Here is a 17972-nt window from a genome sequence, read left to right on the forward strand (position 1 = left end):
CCATGGAGCTGATTGATACCCACCAGCATCTGATCTTGCGGGGCAAACTCGGCTATGCCTGGACGCGCGGGGAGCCGAGCCTTGCAGGAAGCTTCACCCGGGCGGACTATGCAGCCCTTCTCGAGGGAAGCGGGATCATCGGCACGATCTTCATGGAGAGCGGGGTGGATGACGGTGATTACCGGGCGGAGGCTCGGCTCATCGCCGAAATGGTCGGGGAAGGCGCCTTGCCGATGTTCGGCCAGATCGCCAGCTGCCGACCGGAAACGGATCGGGGCTTCGATGCCTGGCTGGAGGAGTGCCGCCGCCTCAAGGTGGTCGGCTTCCGGCGTATCCTCCACGTCATGCCTGATGAGACAAGCCGTGTGGAAAACTACCGGCGAAATGTGCGCAAGATCGGAAAGGCTGGATGGCCGGTCGATCTGTGTTTTCACTCCCGCCAACTGGCCATTGCCGCCGAACTCATCCGCGCCTGCCCGGACGTCCGCTTTATGCTCGACCATTGCGGCACGCCTGATATTGCCGGAAACGATTTCCCCGCCTGGAGCGAGCGGATGGCCGATCTGGCCAGTTTGCCCAATCTCTCCGTCAAGCTTTCCGGTGTCACCGCCTATTGTGCGCCGGGCCAGGCGATTGCGGAAAGCGTGAGACCGTACGTGGAAACCGTATTGAACCTGTTCGGCCCTACCAGAATGGTCTGGGGCGGCGACTGGCCGGTAGTTGATCTCGGCTCGGGTCTGCCGGAATGGATCGCGATGACGAGAGAGTTTCTTTCGGCGCTTTCACCGGATGAACAGGCAGCGATCGGTCATGGCAACGCCAGACGATTTTATCTGGCAGAATAGGACGAAACCTGGCCGGATATCGCCCTGATTATGTTCACAATTCCGTGAAAATTCTGAGAGGTGGTGCGGGTGGTCGGGCTCGAACCGACACTCCTTTCGGAACCGGATTTTGAGTCCGGCGCGTCTACCAATTCCACCACACCCGCATTTCGTTGCCGATCATGGTTCAGGTCTCGGCTGGACGCCGTCGCCTGATACCCTTCGGCAGAATTCCCGTTCTCTATTCTCACGTCGCCAGTCCTTTGAAAATACGACGTTTTCAATTCGTCATTATTTTCTGTGGATTGATAGCCAAGCCTTTTTTTTGAGTACGGCGTGTCCAGCAATTCCGCCATTGAGGCAACGGAGGTAATGCAACGGCGTCTATCACGGGCGGGACCATGCGTGCAACCCCAAAAGCGGGAAATTTGCCCTGCAGAATGGCATGTCCGCGTGCCGGGCGGGGGGCAAGATCACAGGCCGCCACCTGAAACATTCGGCGGCCTCGCCGCGCCGTCGATGGCTCAATCGTTTGCGAATGTTTCAAAACGATACACCTTTGATTGAAATATTTTTATAATTTTAGACATCTCTAATAAATGCTTATATACGCAATTGCTAATTGAACTTATAATGGCGCGGTGGAGTTTCCACGCGGGGCGGGAGTAGCCAACTCATACGGAGGAAATTATGAGGGCTCTTTCTCGCAATTTGTTACTGTCTGCCTGCCTGATCTTGCCGGTCAATGCTCACGCGCTGGACATCGGGGTCGGTGGATCGAACGGGGTTAATGCTAGCGTGGGTGGTAATGGTAGCGGTGGCCTTGGTGTCGGCGCCTCCGTGGGCGGCAGCAACGGCATAAATGCCGGCGCCAATGTGGGCGGACGAAGTGGGGGCGGACTGGGCGCCGATGTCAACGCTTCCGTCGGCGGCAGCAATGGGGTCAACGCCAATGTTAATACATCCGTTGGCGGTGCCGGTGGTGTCAATGCGGCGGCAAAGGCTTCCGTTGGCGGCTCGGGTGGCGTCAACGCCAATGTCGGCGCTAACGTGGGTGGATCGAACGGTCTCGGCCTCAACGTCGGGCTCGGAATCGGTGGTTCAGGCTCGCCAGGCAATCCGGGCAATCCGGGCAATCCGGGTAATCCGGGTAATCCAGGAAGTCCGGGTAATCCGAACAATCCACAAAATCCCGGTAGTAATCCGGGGCAACTGTCGCCTGGCGCTGTGCGCAATGCCATACAGGCTTATAACGACATGTCGCGGATTGAGCAGATCAAGCTCGCCCGCCGGTGCGTCGATATTCTGGGTGGCGGATATGATGCGGCTTTGACGCAATTGTGCAAGATGATCAGGACCGCCTCGCGCTAAGACGGGTTCCGTCCGTGTCATGAAATCCGAAGGGCGCCACGGCGTCCTTCGGATCAATTGCCCTTTCGTCCGAAGGATAGAATCTTCTGCCGTAGGCTGCGCGCGAGGTTGCGGGTATTGCGGTACATGTCCACCTGCGTGGAAACCTGCCGCACGTCGCGGTCGCTGTTTTGTGTGAGACCGACGACCAGTGTGCCCATTTCCTGCCGTTCCTGCCAGAAGCGGCTCATGATCGGATGATCGGGCACGGCGCAGCTGTCGCTGCGCACAATATTGGCGTCGTCCAGATGCCAGTCGGTCAGTTTCTGCACCAGCAGCTTGCCGGGGGAATATTGCGAATAGTTTTCGTCGAAGGCTGTTTTCCACGTATAGGCTTCGCCGGCCGTGATGAACACCACCATGGATGCGATGGCGCTGCCATTGAGATCGATAGTGTGGATACGAACGGCATCCGCTTCGGCCAGGTTGGTGATCGCCTCGCGGGCGAAAGCGGCGCGATAGCGGTCGTTGACAAGCGCGGTGCGTTTGCGCCCCTTCCAGCCGCTCGCCTCCAGCGCCAGAAACTCCTCCATGCGATAGCGCACATCTTTTGGCTGGCGGGTCACGCTGTAGGAGAGGGACCCAAGTTTTTCGAGCTGACGCCACTGCCTGCTCATTTCGCGCAGATGGTGCGGCGCAAGGGCGTTTCGCAGATAGGCCTTGCCATCGAGGAGACTTTCCAGCATCGGCCGATGATAATTGCCGGTCGTCGTCACCGGCAGGTTGCGGCTGAGCGCAATCGCCCTGAACATGCGCGCAAACGGCCCTTCCAGCCGCACATCCGGCAGGACAAGAACATTCGGCAGGCGCATGTTCGGGTCGGAAAGGGCGTCGAAAAGATTGTCGAGGGTCTCGGCCGCTCCTTCGGTGTCGACCAGCGGCGTGCCGAGCGGCCCGAATGGATTGGCCCAGACGCGAATGATGGAAGGGCCGATTGAAAAGCCCGGCTTTTCCACGGTAAAGGGCATCAGAAAGCGCATGCGGCTCCTGGCGCCGTTCTCATCGCGAATGAGGGCAAAGCGGACGGACTTGTCCTCGATCCGCGGCATGGCGGGTGCAAGAAGCCGTCCGGTGAAGAAGACATTTGCCTCCATGACGCGGTTGGACAGAAAGTCGAGCTCTTCCTGCATCTCGTAGCCGAGCTGACCCGGATAGATGCAGAATTCCCGGCCCTCGCGTCCCACGCGCCGGCTGCTGTCAGCGGCAGGACGATCACGCTCCGCAGACGCCATCAGCGCCGCAATGCGCGGGTCCTGAAAATCCGGATTTTTTGGATCGCTGGACATGCTTATCGTTACACCGCCTTCCCAGTGTCTTGACCCGCCCGGGGATCGTTGAAGGCAAAAAGGACGATCCCGAGTGTGCGGCGAATGGCAATATGCAATAGCACAGCTTCTATGCACATGGCTATTGCCACCGCCGCCGCGGCCCCAGTCAGACCATAGACCGGAATGAGCGCCATGTTGAGTGCAATATTGCAACCAAAGATGATTATATAAAGCACAACGCAAAGTTTTTGTTTGCCGGCCATATTCAGCAGCGTTTCTCCCGGACCGATCATCGCTTTGGCGAGAAAACCGGCAAAAAGGAAGAACATCAGCTGGTAACCCTGGACGAAGCCCGGGCCGAACAGCGATAGCAGGAACGGGCCCGCCAGGAGCACCATGCTACCGACGGCGAGCGATGGCCAGAAAGCCCAGCGTGCGGCCTGGCTGGCAAAACCCGCAAGGCCCTGACGATCATTGGCCGACATCAGGGCGGCAATACGTGGTGCTGCGGCCGCTTGCACCGAGAAAAACACGAATTGCATCAGCACGATGGTTTTTGCCGCGGCAAAATAGATGCCGACCTGATCGGGTGGCAGGTAAAGGCCGACAATCACTACATCGGAATTGGTCATGAGGAAGCCGATGCCATCGATCAGGAACATCGGGAAGGCAAATCTTATCCAGTGGCGGAAATGAACCCTGCGGGCAGCACTCCGGAAATGCCGGTTGAGCCGGCGGTTCATGAACGCGAAGTGGAGAAGTGTGGTGACATAGGTGGCAAGAAGGGCCATGAGCATGGCGGTCGTCGCAGTTTTTTCCGCGCCGAAACCGATTGCCGCCAGCATGAACATGAGGATCAGCACCGGGCGGACGATATAGGTGGGGCTGAGCGCGGAGACGGCCCAGCCATTGGCGCGCGCGGTGCCGTTCAGCACATCGCCCAACGCCACCATCGGCAGGGTGAAAAGCGCCAGCGCAACCGGGATCAGATAATAGGAAGCGATGCGCTCGCCGAAGAAATACAGGAAAACGAACCCGAAAATTGCTAGCGTGCTGGCGGCGAGCATTGCGAAGATGCGTGCCGTCGAGGTTAGCCCCATGATCTTGTCATGGGCCTGCTCCTGCCGGTAGCCGGGTAAAAAGCGGATCACGGTCGTATGGAAACCGAGACAGGAAAGGTTGCCGAACAGGATCACCAGAACCCAGACGAAGGCGAAGAGGCCATATTCGAATTCGCCCATCAGGCGGGCAAGAATGATCTGCGAAATGAAGGCGATACCGGCGCTGACAATGCGCACGGCAAAGGCGACGAGTGCCATGCGCTGCGCACGCGAAACGTCATCTCTTCCGGAAACAAGGACGGCGACTTTCATCCCCAGCGGCGCAAGCTTTGCGCGCAGGCCTGCGGGTAAGGCTTTTTCCGCCGTATTGAGGATAGCCATGATCCACACGCCATCATTTCCAGTTGAATAGGCAGTCCAACTGTAAGCGCTTCTCCTTAACGAAGGGTTTGGGGCGCGCCGGCCTCTGTGCCAATATCGTCCACCCCTCGTGGCTTGCGGATGCCGTTGAACAGGAAAAGCGCGAGCGGGCTCCGGCGCATTACCTGATGCAGCATATAGGCCGTAGCCGTGGTGGCTGCGACGATGATTGCGAACTCCAGGATCGGTGGCAGCGCGATCAGGATGAAGAGGATTCCGAAGGTGTAAATCAGCGGATGATGAACCAGGTAAATGGTGAAGGACGCATCTGTCATGCGTTTTGCAAGCGGGCTCGGCCGGTCGAAATGGCGGCAGGCAAGGTCGATCAACAGACGGCTTGCCGCCACCGCGGCAATTGCGGAAACCAGCACCAGCAGGGCCGAAGTCGAAAACGGATGCTTCAGTCGCAATGTCACCGCCGTGCTTATTGCGCCCGCCGCGACGATGCCGGTGAGGAGACCCGTCTGACGGAATTGCTGAAAAAGAGCGCGATTGCGGTGCAGCAGGGCACCGATCAGGAAGAAGGGCAGGTAGCGGGCGTAGGGGTCGGAAGCGCGTTCATAAAGAAGGAAAAGCCTGTTTCCGCTGCTTGCTGCAAGCAGGCTGGCACCATACACCATCAACTCCCACAGAACCGGGAGGGTGCAGAGTGTTGCGAAAAACAGGGTGGAGTGCCGCTGCTGCAGCCTGTCGAACCAGTCTCTGACATGGGTAAATGGCGCGTGTTCCGCCAGAAACAGGAGAACTGCCAGCAGGACCGAATAGGCGATGAGGGCCGGCAGGAACCACAAATGCATGATCCATTGTTCGCTTGGGTGCAGCAAGCCGGGCAGGCTCTCAAGCAGACTGTCGGCGGGAATATCGCCTTTGGCGACACCGGCCAGCTGTAACAGGAAAAGCTGCAATGGCCCGAGGAGAAGCACGGCCACGATGAAGGGCACGCCGAGGCGCAGAAACCGCTGCTTCAACCAGCGCACCCTGCCTTTTTTGCCGATGACCATGGTGGAGAAATATCCCGCCACCAGAAAAAATGCCGGCATGCGGAAGGTCACCAGCGCAGCACCCAGCGCACTCAGAAACGGGCTGGTCTCGAAATCCTTGATGTCCCAGGGCAAAGCATGGCTGTAGAGCAGGGAGGCGTGATAGGGGATGCCAAGCAGCATCAGGAGAGCCCTGAGAGGGTCCCAGTAATGCTCGTAGTCTGACTTGTCCGGCTGCATTTTTCCCCCGCGCCGAAAACGCGATCCCGCGTGCTCCGCGACGACCAGCACGACTATTGGTGGAAAATGCTAATAAACTCTTCACGCACCGGAGGGGGTGGGCGGCGCCTTTTTCTTCGGCAGAAGGTCGAGTACCAGCGCGCAGCCGAAAATGATGATGCCGGCGCCGAAGAGTTGGGGAAGTGACAGGGGTTCGTCTAGCACCAGAGCACCGACGAGAACGGCAACTACCGTAACAGCGAACTCCACGCTGATCGCCTTGGTCGCACCGATCGAAGAGACCAGTTTGAAATAAGTGATGTAGGTTACGCCACTCATCACGACCGCCTGTATCAGAAGATATCCGTAATCGATGAGACCAGGTGTTCCCGGCAGGGGGACGGCGAAAAGAAGTGGCAGGGTCATCAGTCCACCCGTCAGGAAGGAACCGATGGTGATTTCCCATGATCCCACGCCTTTCAGGTGAAGGCTCGCAAAATTGCTGCCATAGGCGGCGCAGATGCAGGCGGCGACGGCAGCGGCGCAGCCGATGACGAAACCGGTTGTCACGGGAACGGCGGGAAAACCAACGAGCAGGACAATGCCGGCAAAGCCGATGACGAGACCCGCAATGCCCTGCCGCGTCAGGCGTTCCAGTCCCCAAATCTGCGAGATGAGCATGGAAAAAAGCGGGATCGTCGCCACCAGTATGGCGGCCATCGCGGTGCCGATCTGCGGCGTCGCGTAGGAAAGACCGATGAGCTGCCCTGCGACGGTCGTTGCACCGACGACCGTGAAGGCGCGCCAGCCGGCGGTAAAGGCCAGCTTGCGACGTGCTGCCCGCGCGATGAGGAAGAGGGCGACTGCGGTTATGATCGAGCGAAGCGTAACCGCGCCGATCCAGCCGAAGGCGGCGACGACATGCAGAAGCAGCAGGAAAGACACACCCCACGCAAGCGCGAGAAAAATATAGGCGGCAAGATCGCGAGGAGCCATGGAAGCGGTTTCCAGAAGATGATCAGGCTGCCTTATGGAATGTGTCGACACCAGTCAACACCCGGATCAGTTGCAATGATCCGGGACAAACAAAATCGCCCGCAACACGGGTTACGGGCGATTTATTTCTGGCAGAAAACCGGTGCTTTTACGCCTGTTCGTAAACGCCGTGGCAGTGCTTGTATTTCTTGCCGGAGCCGCAGGGGCACATTTCATTGCGCCCGATACGGCCCCAGGTGGCGGGATTGTTCGGATCGCGTTCCTCGGCCGGCACGATAGTGGCCGGAACGCCCTGCAACATCTCGTCTTCGCCGGTGACGGGGTCGAGATGATGGGCGGTCATCTCTGGCAGTTCCGGCTGCTGCGGTTCCTGCTGTACCAGTTCAACACGCATCAGTTGGGCCGTGACGGCCTCTCGCAGATTGGTGAGCAGAGACTGGAACAGTTCGAAGGCCTCTGCCTTGTATTCCTGCAAAGGATCGCGCTGGGCGTAACCACGGAAACCGACGACAGAACGGAGATGGTCGAGATTGACGATATGTTCGCGCCACAGATGGTCGATCGTCTGGAGAATGACCGAGCGTTCCACGTAGGTCATGATCTCGGGGCCGAAACGTTCCGCGCGCTCGGCGGCGTATTTGTCGGCAGCTTCGGTGACGCGCTGGAGAATATCGTCCTCGGCGATGCCTTCTTCCTTCGCCCATTCCTCCACCGGCAGGTCCAGGTTCAGGAACTGATTGATACCCGCCTTCAGGCCAGCGATATCCCACTGTTCGGCATAGGCATTTTCAGGAATATGCTTGCTGACGAGCGCTTCGATGACCTCGTGGCGCATGTCTGCGGCGGTTTCACCGATATTGTCGGCTTCCATCAGCTCAAGACGCTGATCGAAGATGACCTTGCGCTGATCGTTCAGCACGTCGTCATATTTCAGAAGGTTCTTACGGGTCTCGAAGTTGCGGGCTTCGACCTTTTTCTGGGCGCGTTCCAGCGCCTTGTTGATCCACGGATGGACGATGGCTTCGCCTTCCTTGAGGCCCAGCTTCTGCAGCATCGAGTCCATGCGCTCGGAACCGAAGATACGCATCAGGTCGTCCTGAAGCGACAGGTAGAATTTCGAGCGGCCCGGGTCGCCCTGACGGCCGGAACGGCCGCGCAGCTGGTTGTCGATACGGCGGCTTTCGTGGCGTTCGGTCGCGATGACGTAGAGACCGCCGGCTGCAAGGGCCTTTTCCTTGAGAACCTTGATCTCGGCGCGGATGGCTGCTTCCTTCGCATCAAGCTCCGGACCCGGCTCCATGCCTTCCAGCTCGCGCTCGAGGCGCATGTCGACGTTGCCGCCGAGCTGGATGTCGGTACCGCGACCGGCCATGTTGGTGGCGATGGTGACGGCGCCGGGAACGCCGGCCTGCGAAACGATATAGGCTTCCTGCTCGTGGTAACGGGCGTTCAGAACCTGGAAATCGGTAAAGCCGGACTGGCGCAGCATATGGGCCAGAAGCTCGGACTTTTCGATCGAGGTCGTGCCCACCAGAACCGGCTGGCCGCGCTCATGCGCCGCCTTGATCTCGGCGATGATCGCCAGGAATTTCTCCTCGCCGGTGCGATAGACCTCGTCGTCCTCGTCGATACGCTGGATCGGCAGGTTGGTCGGAACTTCGATGACGTCGAGACCGTAGATATTGCCGAATTCTTCCGCTTCCGTCGAAGCCGTACCGGTCATGCCGGCGAGCTTTTCATACATGCGGAAATAATTCTGGAAGGTGACGGAGGACAGCGTCTGGTTTTCCGGCTGGATCTGCACCTTTTCCTTGGCTTCGAGAGCCTGGTGCTGGCCTTCCGAATAACGGCGGCCCGGCATCATGCGGCCGGTGAATTCGTCGATGATGACGATTTCGTCGTTACGGACGATGTAGTCCTTATCCCGGGTGAAGAGCTTGTGGGCCTTCAGCGCATTGTTGATGTGGTGAACGATGGCGACATTTTCGATGTCGTAAAGCGATTCGCCCTTCAGCAGACCCGCCTGCCGCAGCAGGTTTTCGAGCTTCTCGGTGCCCTCTTCGGAGAAGTTGGCCGAGCGCTGTTTTTCATCGATCTCGTAGTCTTCCGGCGACAGAAGCGGAATGAAGGCGTCGATAGTATTGTAGAGGTCGGAGCGGTCGTCCAGCGGGCCGGAGATGATGAGCGGCGTGCGCGCCTCGTCGACGAGGATCGAGTCGACTTCGTCGACGATCGCGTAGTTGTGGCTTCGCTGCACCATCTGGGCGCGGTCGTATTTCATGTTGTCGCGCAGATAATCGAAGCCGAGTTCGTTATTCGTCGCGTAGGTGATGTCGCAGGCATAGGCCTCGCGACGCTGGTCGTCGTCGAGCCCGTGTACGATGACGCCGGTCGTCAGTCCGAGGAAGCCATAGAGCCTGCTCATCGTGGCCGCGTCGCGCTTGGCGAGATAGTCGTTGACGGTAACGACATGCACGCCCTTGCCGGCGAGCGCGTTGAGGTAGACCGCAAGGGTTGCCACCAGCGTCTTGCCTTCACCAGTCTTCATTTCGGCGATGGCGCCGCCATGAAGAATCATGGCGCCGGTCAGCTGGACGTCGAAGGGACGCATGCCGAGAACGCGGCGAGATGCTTCACGGGCGACGGCGAATGCAGGGATCAGCAGATCGTCGAGCGTCTTGCCGTCTGCCAGCTGCTGGCGGAATTCCGTGGTCTTGGCCGCCAGCGCTTCATCGGAGAGCGCCTTGGTGGCCTCTTCCAGCGCATTGATGGCTGCGATCTTGCTTTTATAGGAGCGGACGCGGCGATCATTTGCCGAACCGAACAACTTGCGGGCTATTCCGCCGAGACTGACCATCTTACTGGCCCTTTCTGAAATTCCGTTTTACCGGGCGCTTTGCTCCGTCACGCTGTTTTCAGCACAAATGACGGACTTCGCCCTTCAACGTATCTGGACGCGAGGTTGCGTGACAGATAAGAGGGGGGGCAAATGATGTCAACGGTTCTGCCCGTTACAGAATGGCCACAATCCGGTGTTTGGAAGTTTTTTCAGAGCCGGAAACCATGTCTGGAGCCGGCATTGTCCCCGAAAGGTTCAAAATGTTGCGCTATAATAAAATTGCGGCTGCGGTGATTGTGGCCACGCTCGGCCTCCAGCTTCCGGCTTTTGCACAGGAAGACAAGGTTGTCGCCAAGGTCGGCGACCTGGAAATCCACCAGTCCGAACTCGACCTTGCCATGAGCAACCTCGACCCCCAGCTCGCGCAGCTTCCCGATGAACAGAAGAAGGTCGCAGCCCTTTCCGGCGCCATCGACGTCAAGCTTCTCGTCAAGAACGCGACCGCTGAAGGCCTGGAAAAGACAGACGATTTCAAGAAGCGCATGGATTTCATCAAGGACCGTGAGCTGCACAACGCCTATTTCCGCAAGCATGTGGTTGATGCCGTCACCAATGACGAAGTGAAGGCCCGCTACGACAAGGAAGTCGCAGCCCTGCCGAAGGAAGAGGAAATCAAGGCCGCCCACATCCTCGTCGCGAGCGAGGACGAAGCGAAAGACATCATCAAGCAGCTTGATTCGGGCAAGGATTTCGCAGCGCTTGCCAAGGAGAAGTCGACCGATTCCAACAAGGATGATGGCGGCGATCTCGGCTGGTTCGGCAAGGGCCGCATGGTTCCGGAATTCGAAGAAGCCGCTTTCGGTCTCGAAAAGGGTGCCTACACCAAGACCCCTGTGAAGACCCAGTTCGGCTTCCACGTCATCAAGCTGGAAGACAAGCGCATCGCCCCGCCGCCGGCTTTCGAGCAGGTCGAGCCGCAGGTTCGTCAGCTTGTCATGCGTGACAAGTACGTTGCCCTCATCGAGAAGGCGAAGGCCGACCAGAAGATCGACATCATGGATGAGACGCTGAAGAAGGGCTACGACGAAGCCTCGAAGGAACAGCAGGCTCAGCCGCAGCAGTAAGAATTACCCTTGTTACGGGGCGGCATAGAAGCCGCCCCGTTTCATCTCAGGCACTTCCATACCTCCCCATTTCCAGAATTTCAGGCGCTTCCCATGTCCGTTGCCGTTTCCCCGCTCGCTCCGAAATCTTATCCCGATATGCCCGCGCTGCGTGGTGTTCGCATGGCGACGGCCGCCGCCGGCATCAAGTACAAGAACCGCACCGACGTTCTCCTGATGGTGTTCGACAAGCCGGCCAGTGTGGCGGGCGTTTTCACCAAATCGAAATGCCCCTCGGCTCCCGTTGATTTCTGCCGCGCCAATCTTGGCGGCGGCGCTGCGCGTGCGGTGGTGGTCAATTCCGGCAATGCCAATGCCTTTACGGGCGTCAAGGGCAAGGCCGCGACCGAACTGACGGCGAAATCCGCCGCCGCTGCCGTTGGCTGCTCCGAAGGCGAGGTTTTCCTGGCATCGACAGGCGTGATCGGCGAGCCGCTGGATGCCTCGAAATTTGCCGGCGTTCTCAGCGATATGAACGTCAGGGCGGAAGCCGATTTCTGGCAGGAAGCTGCCAAGGCGATCATGACGACCGACACCTATCCGAAGGTCGCGACCCGCACCGCCGAGATCGGCGGCGTGATGGTCACGATCAACGGCATTTCCAAGGGCGCCGGCATGATTGCCCCCGATATGGCGACAATGCTCTCCTTTGTGGTGACGGATGCCGATATCGAGCCCTCGGCACTGCAATCGCTGCTTTCGGCCGGTGTCGGCCCGACCTTCAATTCCGTAACGGTTGATAGCGATACCTCCACGTCCGATACGCTGATGCTGTTCGCCACGGGTGCAGCAGCGGAAGATGGCCAGGTTAAGGTGACGAGCGCCGATGACGAGCGCCTGTCTTCCTTCCGCGCCGCGCTTAACGATCTCCTGAAGGATCTCGCGCTTCAAGTGGTTCGCGACGGCGAAGGCGCGCGCAAGATGGTGGAGGTCACTGTCACCGGCGCGGAAAACGATGCTGCCGCCAAGAAGATCGCCCTTTCCATTGCCAATTCGCCGCTGGTCAAAACCGCGGTTGCGGGCGAGGACGCGAATTGGGGCCGTGTCGTCATGGCTGTCGGCAAATCCGGCGAAATGGCCGACCGTGATCGCCTTGCCATCTGGTTCGGCGGCGTGCGCGTGGCCGTTAATGGTGAGCGCGATCCGGATTATTCGGAAGCGGAGACCAGCGCCGTCATGCGGCTGGAAGACATTCCGGTGAAGGTGGATATCGGTCTCGGCCAGGGAACGGCCACCGTCTGGACCTGCGACCTGACCAAGGAATATGTTGCGATCAACGGCGACTACCGGAGCTGACCGTTGGAGCCGAAGAGAATGCAGGATAACAAGGCCGTCAATCTGCCGCTGGTTCGCCGTCTGGAAGCCGTCAGCTTCCGGGCATGGCCCGCCTCGTCGGTGATTTATGACGGCAGCTGGCAAATCCGTCTCACGGGTTCGCATCCCTCCAAGCGTATCAACTGCGTAGTGCCGCTCGATCCCTCCGATTACGGCAACTGCGCCGTGCGGCTGGAAAAGGCGCGCAAGCGTTTCGAGGATTTCGGCCGGCCGCTGGTGGTGCGCGAAACGACGCTGATGCCGCCGCAACTCGTGGATTTTCTGACTGGTGACGGCTGGTCCGTCTTCGAAGAGGTTGTGGTCATGACGGCCGATCTCTCCAGCATGGAACTGCCGGAAACGATGGTCAGCCTGCCGAGCCATGATATCGGCCGTTTTGTCGAAGCGAGCATCAAAGTTAGCGACGGCGATCCGGCGCTGCGCCCGGCTATCGCGGAAATCGTCAGTTCCATCAAGCCGACGCTTGGCCTCTTCATCAACGAGAAGGTGGAGGGCAACCCGCTCGCCACGGTGATCTGCGTGCAGGATAACGACCTTGCCGGCATCATCTCGCTCGACGTCGAAAAGTCGCAGCGTAAAAAGGGACTGGGCACGCAGGTTCTGTCGTCGGCCCTGCGGTGGGCCAGAATCAGCGGCGCCAAAACCGCCTGGCTGCAGGTGGTCTCCACCAATTCGCCGGCGATCGCGCTTTATGAAAAATTCGGCTTCTCCGAGGCTTATTGTTATCGCTACTGGCGAAAAGGGAGCGGCGAATGAGCGAGGCGGGCAAAAAGATCCTGCTGGTCGCCGCCTGTGCGCTTCTCGATCAGGACGGGCGCATTCTTCTGGCGCAGCGGCCGGAAGGCAAGTCGCTTGCGGGGCTATGGGAGTTTCCCGGCGGCAAGGTGGAGCACGGCGAAACCCCGGAAGAAACCCTTGTGCGCGAACTGGACGAGGAACTGGGCATCAAAACCAAGGTCGCCTGTCTCGCGCCTTTGACCTTTGCCAGCCATACCTACGAGACCTTTCATCTTTTGATGCCGCTTTACGTGTGCCGTCGTTATGAAGGCATTCCCCATGGCCGGGAAGGACAGGCGCTGAAGTGGGTCAAACCGCAGGCACTGCGCGATTATCCCATGCCTCCGGCCGATGAGCCGCTCATCCCGTTCCTCCAGGATTTGCTGTAGAATCGTGAGGCCCTCGAGGCCCTCCTGTCATATCCCGTCACAGCTTTGTGAAAATGCCCTGAATTCACGGTTTTGCCGTGCCAAAACGGGGCTTCGTTAAGAGATCGTTTAGCACCCTCTGGCAGATTATTAAGCTAAAGAAGCGGTAAACTGCGCGAGACGAGGTTGGTCATGAACGAGGATTTCTGGAAGACGGTGGAAGGTCGTCGTTCATATTCCAACAAAACTCGTCGTACCGGCGTCCTGAATGTCGCGCTGCTTTTCGGCACGGCGGTCATCGCCCTTTCCTTGATCGTCACCCCCATGCTCGCCGGAAAATCGCAGACGCGCGTTGCACAGTTCCCCGAGAATTTCGACATGATCAGCACGGGCTCCATCAAGAAGACCGATGTGGGCAAGACCTATTCGATCCGTCGCAGTATCACCCAGCCAATGCCGGAAATGCCCTGCGTCGTCACAGGTTACAGCAACGACAGCGGTTGCTGATCATTTACCATCAAAGGTAACGGATTTCTCATATTAGCGACCTAGAATGGTGCTGATTTCAACAGGGCACATGCCGGTTGTCGAAACGCACCGGATGGTGGATGGGGAATATCCTGTGCTGCATTTTTTTATCAATTTTTGCAAAAACGAAGACGGTGCGACAGCGGTCGAATACGGGCTTATTGTCGGTGTAATTTCCGCAGCGCTCATCGCTGGCGCAGGCACTATCAGCAGCAATATCAATTCGGTGTTTCAATTCATTGTAGACACTTTGGCGGATTGAAACCGTCTGGCTAAAAGCTCAGGAAAGCTTCACCTCGGTCGTCTTCAGCGCATCTGCCAACCGCACCTTGGCAGAGCCGGGTTTTAGCGGTTTCTGCTGGCTCTCATGCGGCGCCCAGCCTGAAACGTAGATGATGGAAAATGTCGCCCTTATCCGCCCGTCGGGATCGGAATAGCGCTCGGCGTAAAGCTCCGCGGCGCGCAGGAAAAAGGCGCGGTTGAGCGGCTTTCGGCTTCTGCTTGCCAGCGGATTGCCCATGCCCATGGCACGTAAGTCGCGCATTAGCGGGAAAATCGAATCGTAACGCACCGTGTAGGTCTCCGCGTCTGTGACGGGAAGCGCAAAACCGGCCCGTTGCAAAAGCGCACCGACATCCCGCACATCGGCGAAGGGAATGACGCGCGGGCTGGCACCTCCGGTCAGCTCCGCTTCCGCGGTCAGCAGGACGTCGCGCAACTCATGCAATGTGCCGCTGCCGGGAATGGCGCCGAGAAACAGACCGTCAGGCTTCAATGCCCGCCGGATCTGGATCAGCGCGCCAGGGGTGTCATTGGTCAGGTGCAGGGCAAGCGGTGAAACGATGAGATTGGCGGAGGCTTCCGCGAGCGGCAGATGCTCCATGGACGCCGTTTCGGGAATATTTCCGTCTGTCGCGAATGCGCTCTCGGTTTCGATACGGTGAACACTGTCCACCTTTCCTGTCTCAGAAAGGCGGCGGGCGGTGACGCCCGTTCCGCCGTGCAGCTCGATGGCCATCTCGAACTTGCGCTCGACGATCGCAAGCCGGTCCGCCAGCTCTTCTGCTGCCATATCCAGAAGAAACAGGGCCTTGTCGTCACGCCGGGTCCATGCCCGGTGGCGATTTTGTTCGATCAGGGCCTGGTCAAAGAGAATATCCATCGTCTTGCCTGCTCGGCCTTCAACGCCTCTGAGATTGGCGGGCCGTATCGTTGCTGTCATGCCGCTTCCGGCATTATTTCCGGTGTCGCACCGGAGCGTATCGCCCTCGCAAAGGCACCCGTTCGGCGCTAAAGTCAACCTCATGGGTGCTGGTGACGATCTGTTTTCGGGATTGCTGTCGAAGTCTGCCGCGGTGCCGGCCGCGGCTCGCGGGGTCGCGCGTTCGCTCTTCCGCCTCGTCTATCCGCCGACCTGCGCCGGCTGTAATCGCATGACTGGTGGTGAGGGCGCCTTGTGCTCGGATTGCTGGAGGGATGTCGACTTTATCGATCGTCCTTTCTGCGAGGTTCTCGGCATTCCCTTCGCGCGGGATCACGGAGAAGGTGTCGTCAGCGCGCGGGCCATTGCCGATCCGCCGCCATTTGACCGCCTGCGTACCGTCGCCGCCCATGAGGGCACTGCCCGCAAGCTGGTTCATCGGTTAAAATATCAGGATCGCACCGATCTCGCCCGGTTGATGGCGCTATGGATGTTGCGGGCAAGTGACGGGACAGTCGATGCCTGTGACTGCGTCGTGCCGGTTCCGTTGCATCGCGGCCGTTTCCTGCGCCGTCGCTTCAACCAGTCCGCCGAGCTGGCGCGTCATCTTGCCAAGGCCGCCGACAAGCCTTTGCTCGCCGGGACGCTGCTGCGTGTAAAGCCGACCGAGCGGCAGGTGAGGCTTTCCGCGCTTGCCCGGCAGGACAATGTGCGGGGCGCTTTCTCGCTCGCGCTCGGCCGGGAAGCCGATGTTTCCGGCAAGCGCGTGGTGCTGGTAGATGACGTTTATACCACCGGCGCGACGGTGGGCGCGGCAAGCCGCGCCCTGCGCAAGGCGGGTGCCGTGGATGTGACAGTTTTGACCTTTGCAATGGCCATTTCCGGCCCTATATGAAGCGTGAATGACATGACTTTATCGTGCGTTTTGCCGCACGTTTGCGAGGCTCTGAAGAACATGGCACCGGTAACGATCTATACACGCGATTTTTGTGGTTATTGTGCGCGCGCCAAGGCGCTGCTGGACATGAAGGGTGTGGATTACGCCGAATATAATGCCACCACGACGCCGGAATACCGGCAGGAAATGATCGAGAAATCCGGCGGCACGACTTTCCCGCAAATCTTCATCAACGGCCAGCATGTCGGCGGTTGCGACGACCTGCATGCGCTGGAACGTGCCGGCAAACTGGATGCCATGCTGGCGGCCTGATCAGTAGGGTTTATGGAGGACGTGATGAGTTTCAAGGCTGCCGCCATCCAGATGCGCTCCGGCGTCGATACGGTCAGGAACGCCGCCGATATGGAACGACTGGTGCGTACCGCCGCGGCTGAAGGGGCTGTTTATGTGCAAACCCCGGAAATGACCGGCGCGCTCCAGAAGGACAGGCAGGCGCTTCGTGCCCAGCTACGCGATGACGAAGGCGACATCATCGTCGCCACGGCCGCCAGTCTGGCACGCGAACTCGGCATTCACGTCCATGTCGGCTCAACGGCCATTGCCCGCCCGGACGGCAAGATCGCCAATCGCGGTTTTCTCTTCGCGCCGGATGGTTCGCGCATCTGCAGCTATGACAAGATCCATATGTTCGATGTCGATCTCGACAATGGTGAAAGCTGGCGTGAAAGCGCGGCTTACCAAGCAGGTGAAGTAGCGCGTATTGCCGATCTACCATTGGCGAAATTCGGCTTTGCGATCTGCTATGACGTTCGTTTCCCTCAGCTTTTCCGGGCGGAAGCGCTTGCCGGCGCCGAGGTGCTGACGGTCCCGGCGGCTTTCACGCGCCAGACGGGGGAAGCCCATTGGGAAATCCTGTTGCGTGCCCGGGCTATCGAGAACGGCGCTTTCGTCATCGCCGCCGCACAGGCCGGCGTGCATGAGGATGGTCGCGAGACCTTCGGCCATTCCATCATCATCGACCCCTGGGGCAAGGTGCTGGCCATGGCCGGCGGCGAGGGGGAAGAGATCATCTTCGCTGAGATCGACACGTCGCTGGTTGCGGCTGCGCGTGGCAAAATTCCCAATCTCCGCAATGCCCGCGAATTCGGACTGGACACTGTCATTCCCCTGAAACCTGCCGGAGGTGAGGCGGCGTGATCCGGTATGCGCTGGCCTGTGAAAAGGGCCATGAGTTCGAAGGCTGGTTTGCCGGTGGCGACGATTTCGACAATCAGTTGCAGCGTGGTTTTTTGTCCTGCCCGGTCTGCAATTCCATGCAGGTCTCAAAGCTCCTGATGGCGCCTTCCGTCTCCACCGCCCGCAAGAAGGATGAACGCCAGACGCTCGCTATGGACACGGCGAGAAAGGAGGCGATTGCGAAAATCCGCGAGGCCGTCGCCAATATCCGTGCCAATGCCGAGGACGTCGGCGACAAATTTCCCGAGGAAGCCCGCAAGATTCATTATGGCGAGGCGGACGAGCGCGGTATCATTGGCAATGCGTCGGTGCAGGAAGCTAAGGCCCTGCTGGACGAAGGCATAGAGATCGCGCCACTGCCGGCGCTGCCTGACGACGTCAACTGAGTTTATCCTGATAATATTGCCCTGCGGAATATCCGGCGCATCTTCAGCCTGGATTGAAACTGG

Annotated in this window: 18 protein-coding genes and 1 tRNA gene; 12 read left to right on the top strand and 7 right to left on the bottom strand. The window is 59.2% G+C overall.

What is annotated here, in order from left to right; translation table 11 throughout:
• Positions 1-2: 2 nt before the first annotated feature.
• Positions 3-845: an amidohydrolase family protein gene (locus tag ACFVTJ_RS11460; RefSeq protein WP_386907402.1), complete on the top strand. Its 843-nt coding sequence runs from the start codon at positions 3-5 to the stop codon at positions 843-845.
• A 61-nt stretch (positions 846-906) separates the two neighbouring features.
• Here ACFVTJ_RS11460 and ACFVTJ_RS11465 read toward each other — a convergent pair.
• Positions 907-991: transfer RNA gene (locus tag ACFVTJ_RS11465), tRNA-Leu, on the bottom strand.
• A gap of 523 nt (positions 992-1514) precedes the next feature.
• Here ACFVTJ_RS11465 and uppQ point away from each other — a divergent pair.
• Positions 1515-2195 carry a polysaccharide biosynthesis GNAT family N-acetyltransferase UppQ gene (gene uppQ, locus ACFVTJ_RS11470; RefSeq protein ID WP_386907404.1) on the top strand — a complete coding sequence of 227 codons (681 nt, stop codon included), beginning with the start codon at positions 1515-1517 and terminating at the stop codon, positions 2193-2195.
• Positions 2196-2248: 53 nt separating this feature from the next.
• On the opposite strand, the gene ACFVTJ_RS11475 is transcribed toward uppQ, so the two are convergent.
• The 5 genes from ACFVTJ_RS11475 to secA form a co-directional block, all read right to left on the bottom strand.
• Positions 2249-3520, bottom strand: coding sequence for a GNAT family N-acetyltransferase (locus ACFVTJ_RS11475; protein ID WP_386907406.1), 1272 nt, complete (start codon positions 3518-3520; stop codon positions 2249-2251).
• 8 nt (positions 3521-3528) lie between these two features.
• Positions 3529-4944, bottom strand: a complete 1416-nt coding sequence (gene uppV, locus ACFVTJ_RS11480) for a Wzx-type polysaccharide biosynthesis protein UppV (RefSeq protein WP_386907408.1) — start codon at positions 4942-4944, stop codon at positions 3529-3531.
• Between the two features lie 56 nt (positions 4945-5000).
• On the bottom strand, positions 5001-6203 hold the full coding sequence (gene mdoC / locus ACFVTJ_RS11485; RefSeq protein WP_386907409.1) for a glucans biosynthesis protein MdoC: 1203 nt from the start codon (positions 6201-6203) through the stop codon (positions 5001-5003).
• Between the two features lie 81 nt (positions 6204-6284).
• Complete coding sequence (locus ACFVTJ_RS11490) at positions 6285-7178, bottom strand: DMT family transporter (RefSeq protein ID WP_386907411.1); 894 nt, start codon at positions 7176-7178, stop codon at positions 6285-6287.
• A 148-nt stretch (positions 7179-7326) separates the two neighbouring features.
• Positions 7327-10035 (bottom strand): preprotein translocase subunit SecA, encoded by a 2709-nt coding sequence (gene secA, locus ACFVTJ_RS11495; protein WP_386907413.1) that lies wholly within the window; start codon positions 10033-10035, stop codon positions 7327-7329.
• Positions 10036-10277: 242 nt separating this feature from the next.
• Between secA and ACFVTJ_RS11500 the strand changes: the two genes are divergently transcribed.
• The 6 genes from ACFVTJ_RS11500 to ACFVTJ_RS11525 all read left to right on the top strand — a co-directional run bounded on the left by ACFVTJ_RS11500 (position 10278) and on the right by ACFVTJ_RS11525 (position 14450).
• Complete coding sequence (locus ACFVTJ_RS11500) at positions 10278-11141, top strand: peptidylprolyl isomerase (RefSeq protein ID WP_386907415.1); 864 nt, start codon at positions 10278-10280, stop codon at positions 11139-11141.
• A gap of 93 nt (positions 11142-11234) precedes the next feature.
• On the top strand, positions 11235-12476 hold the full coding sequence (gene argJ / locus ACFVTJ_RS11505) for a bifunctional glutamate N-acetyltransferase/amino-acid acetyltransferase ArgJ (RefSeq protein ID WP_386907417.1): 1242 nt from the start codon (positions 11235-11237) through the stop codon (positions 12474-12476).
• 18 nt (positions 12477-12494) lie between these two features.
• Positions 12495-13271 carry a GNAT family N-acetyltransferase gene (locus ACFVTJ_RS11510; RefSeq protein ID WP_386907419.1) on the top strand — a complete coding sequence of 259 codons (777 nt, stop codon included), beginning with the start codon at positions 12495-12497 and terminating at the stop codon, positions 13269-13271.
• On the top strand, positions 13268-13681 hold the full coding sequence (mutT, locus tag ACFVTJ_RS11515) for an 8-oxo-dGTP diphosphatase MutT (protein ID WP_046801869.1): 414 nt from the start codon (positions 13268-13270) through the stop codon (positions 13679-13681). The genes ACFVTJ_RS11510 and mutT overlap by 4 nt, the downstream gene beginning before the upstream one ends.
• 171 nt (positions 13682-13852) lie before the next feature.
• Positions 13853-14167, top strand: coding sequence for a hypothetical protein (locus tag ACFVTJ_RS11520; protein ID WP_386907420.1), 315 nt, complete (start codon positions 13853-13855; stop codon positions 14165-14167).
• Positions 14168-14261: 94 nt separating this feature from the next.
• Positions 14262-14450, top strand: coding sequence for a Flp family type IVb pilin (locus ACFVTJ_RS11525; RefSeq protein WP_386908029.1), 189 nt, complete (start codon positions 14262-14264; stop codon positions 14448-14450).
• Between the two features lie 18 nt (positions 14451-14468).
• Here ACFVTJ_RS11525 and ACFVTJ_RS11530 read toward each other — a convergent pair whose 3' ends face one another.
• Positions 14469-15350 carry a methyltransferase domain-containing protein gene (locus ACFVTJ_RS11530; protein WP_386908031.1) on the bottom strand — a complete coding sequence of 294 codons (882 nt, stop codon included), beginning with the start codon at positions 15348-15350 and terminating at the stop codon, positions 14469-14471.
• Positions 15351-15492: 142 nt separating this feature from the next.
• On the opposite strand from ACFVTJ_RS11530, the gene ACFVTJ_RS11535 reads away from it, so the two are divergent.
• From ACFVTJ_RS11535 to ACFVTJ_RS11550, 4 genes are read left to right on the top strand one after another with little or no spacing between them, the layout of a single operon-like run.
• On the top strand, positions 15493-16284 hold the full coding sequence (locus tag ACFVTJ_RS11535; RefSeq protein ID WP_386907422.1) for a ComF family protein: 792 nt from the start codon (positions 15493-15495) through the stop codon (positions 16282-16284).
• A 60-nt stretch (positions 16285-16344) separates the two neighbouring features.
• Positions 16345-16599, top strand: coding sequence for a glutaredoxin 3 (gene grxC / locus ACFVTJ_RS11540; RefSeq protein ID WP_162688067.1), 255 nt, complete (start codon positions 16345-16347; stop codon positions 16597-16599).
• A 24-nt stretch (positions 16600-16623) separates the two neighbouring features.
• Positions 16624-17484, top strand: a complete 861-nt coding sequence (locus ACFVTJ_RS11545) for a carbon-nitrogen hydrolase family protein (protein WP_386907425.1) — start codon at positions 16624-16626, stop codon at positions 17482-17484.
• Positions 17481-17909: a DUF1178 family protein gene (locus tag ACFVTJ_RS11550; protein WP_386907427.1), complete on the top strand. Its 429-nt coding sequence runs from the start codon at positions 17481-17483 to the stop codon at positions 17907-17909. The genes ACFVTJ_RS11545 and ACFVTJ_RS11550 overlap by 4 nt, the downstream gene beginning before the upstream one ends.
• The last annotated feature ends 63 nt before the right edge of the window (positions 17910-17972 follow it).

Origin of the sequence: Agrobacterium sp. NPDC058088, from assembly GCF_042885035.1 — a bacterium.
Classification (GTDB): domain Bacteria; phylum Pseudomonadota; class Alphaproteobacteria; order Rhizobiales; family Rhizobiaceae; genus Agrobacterium.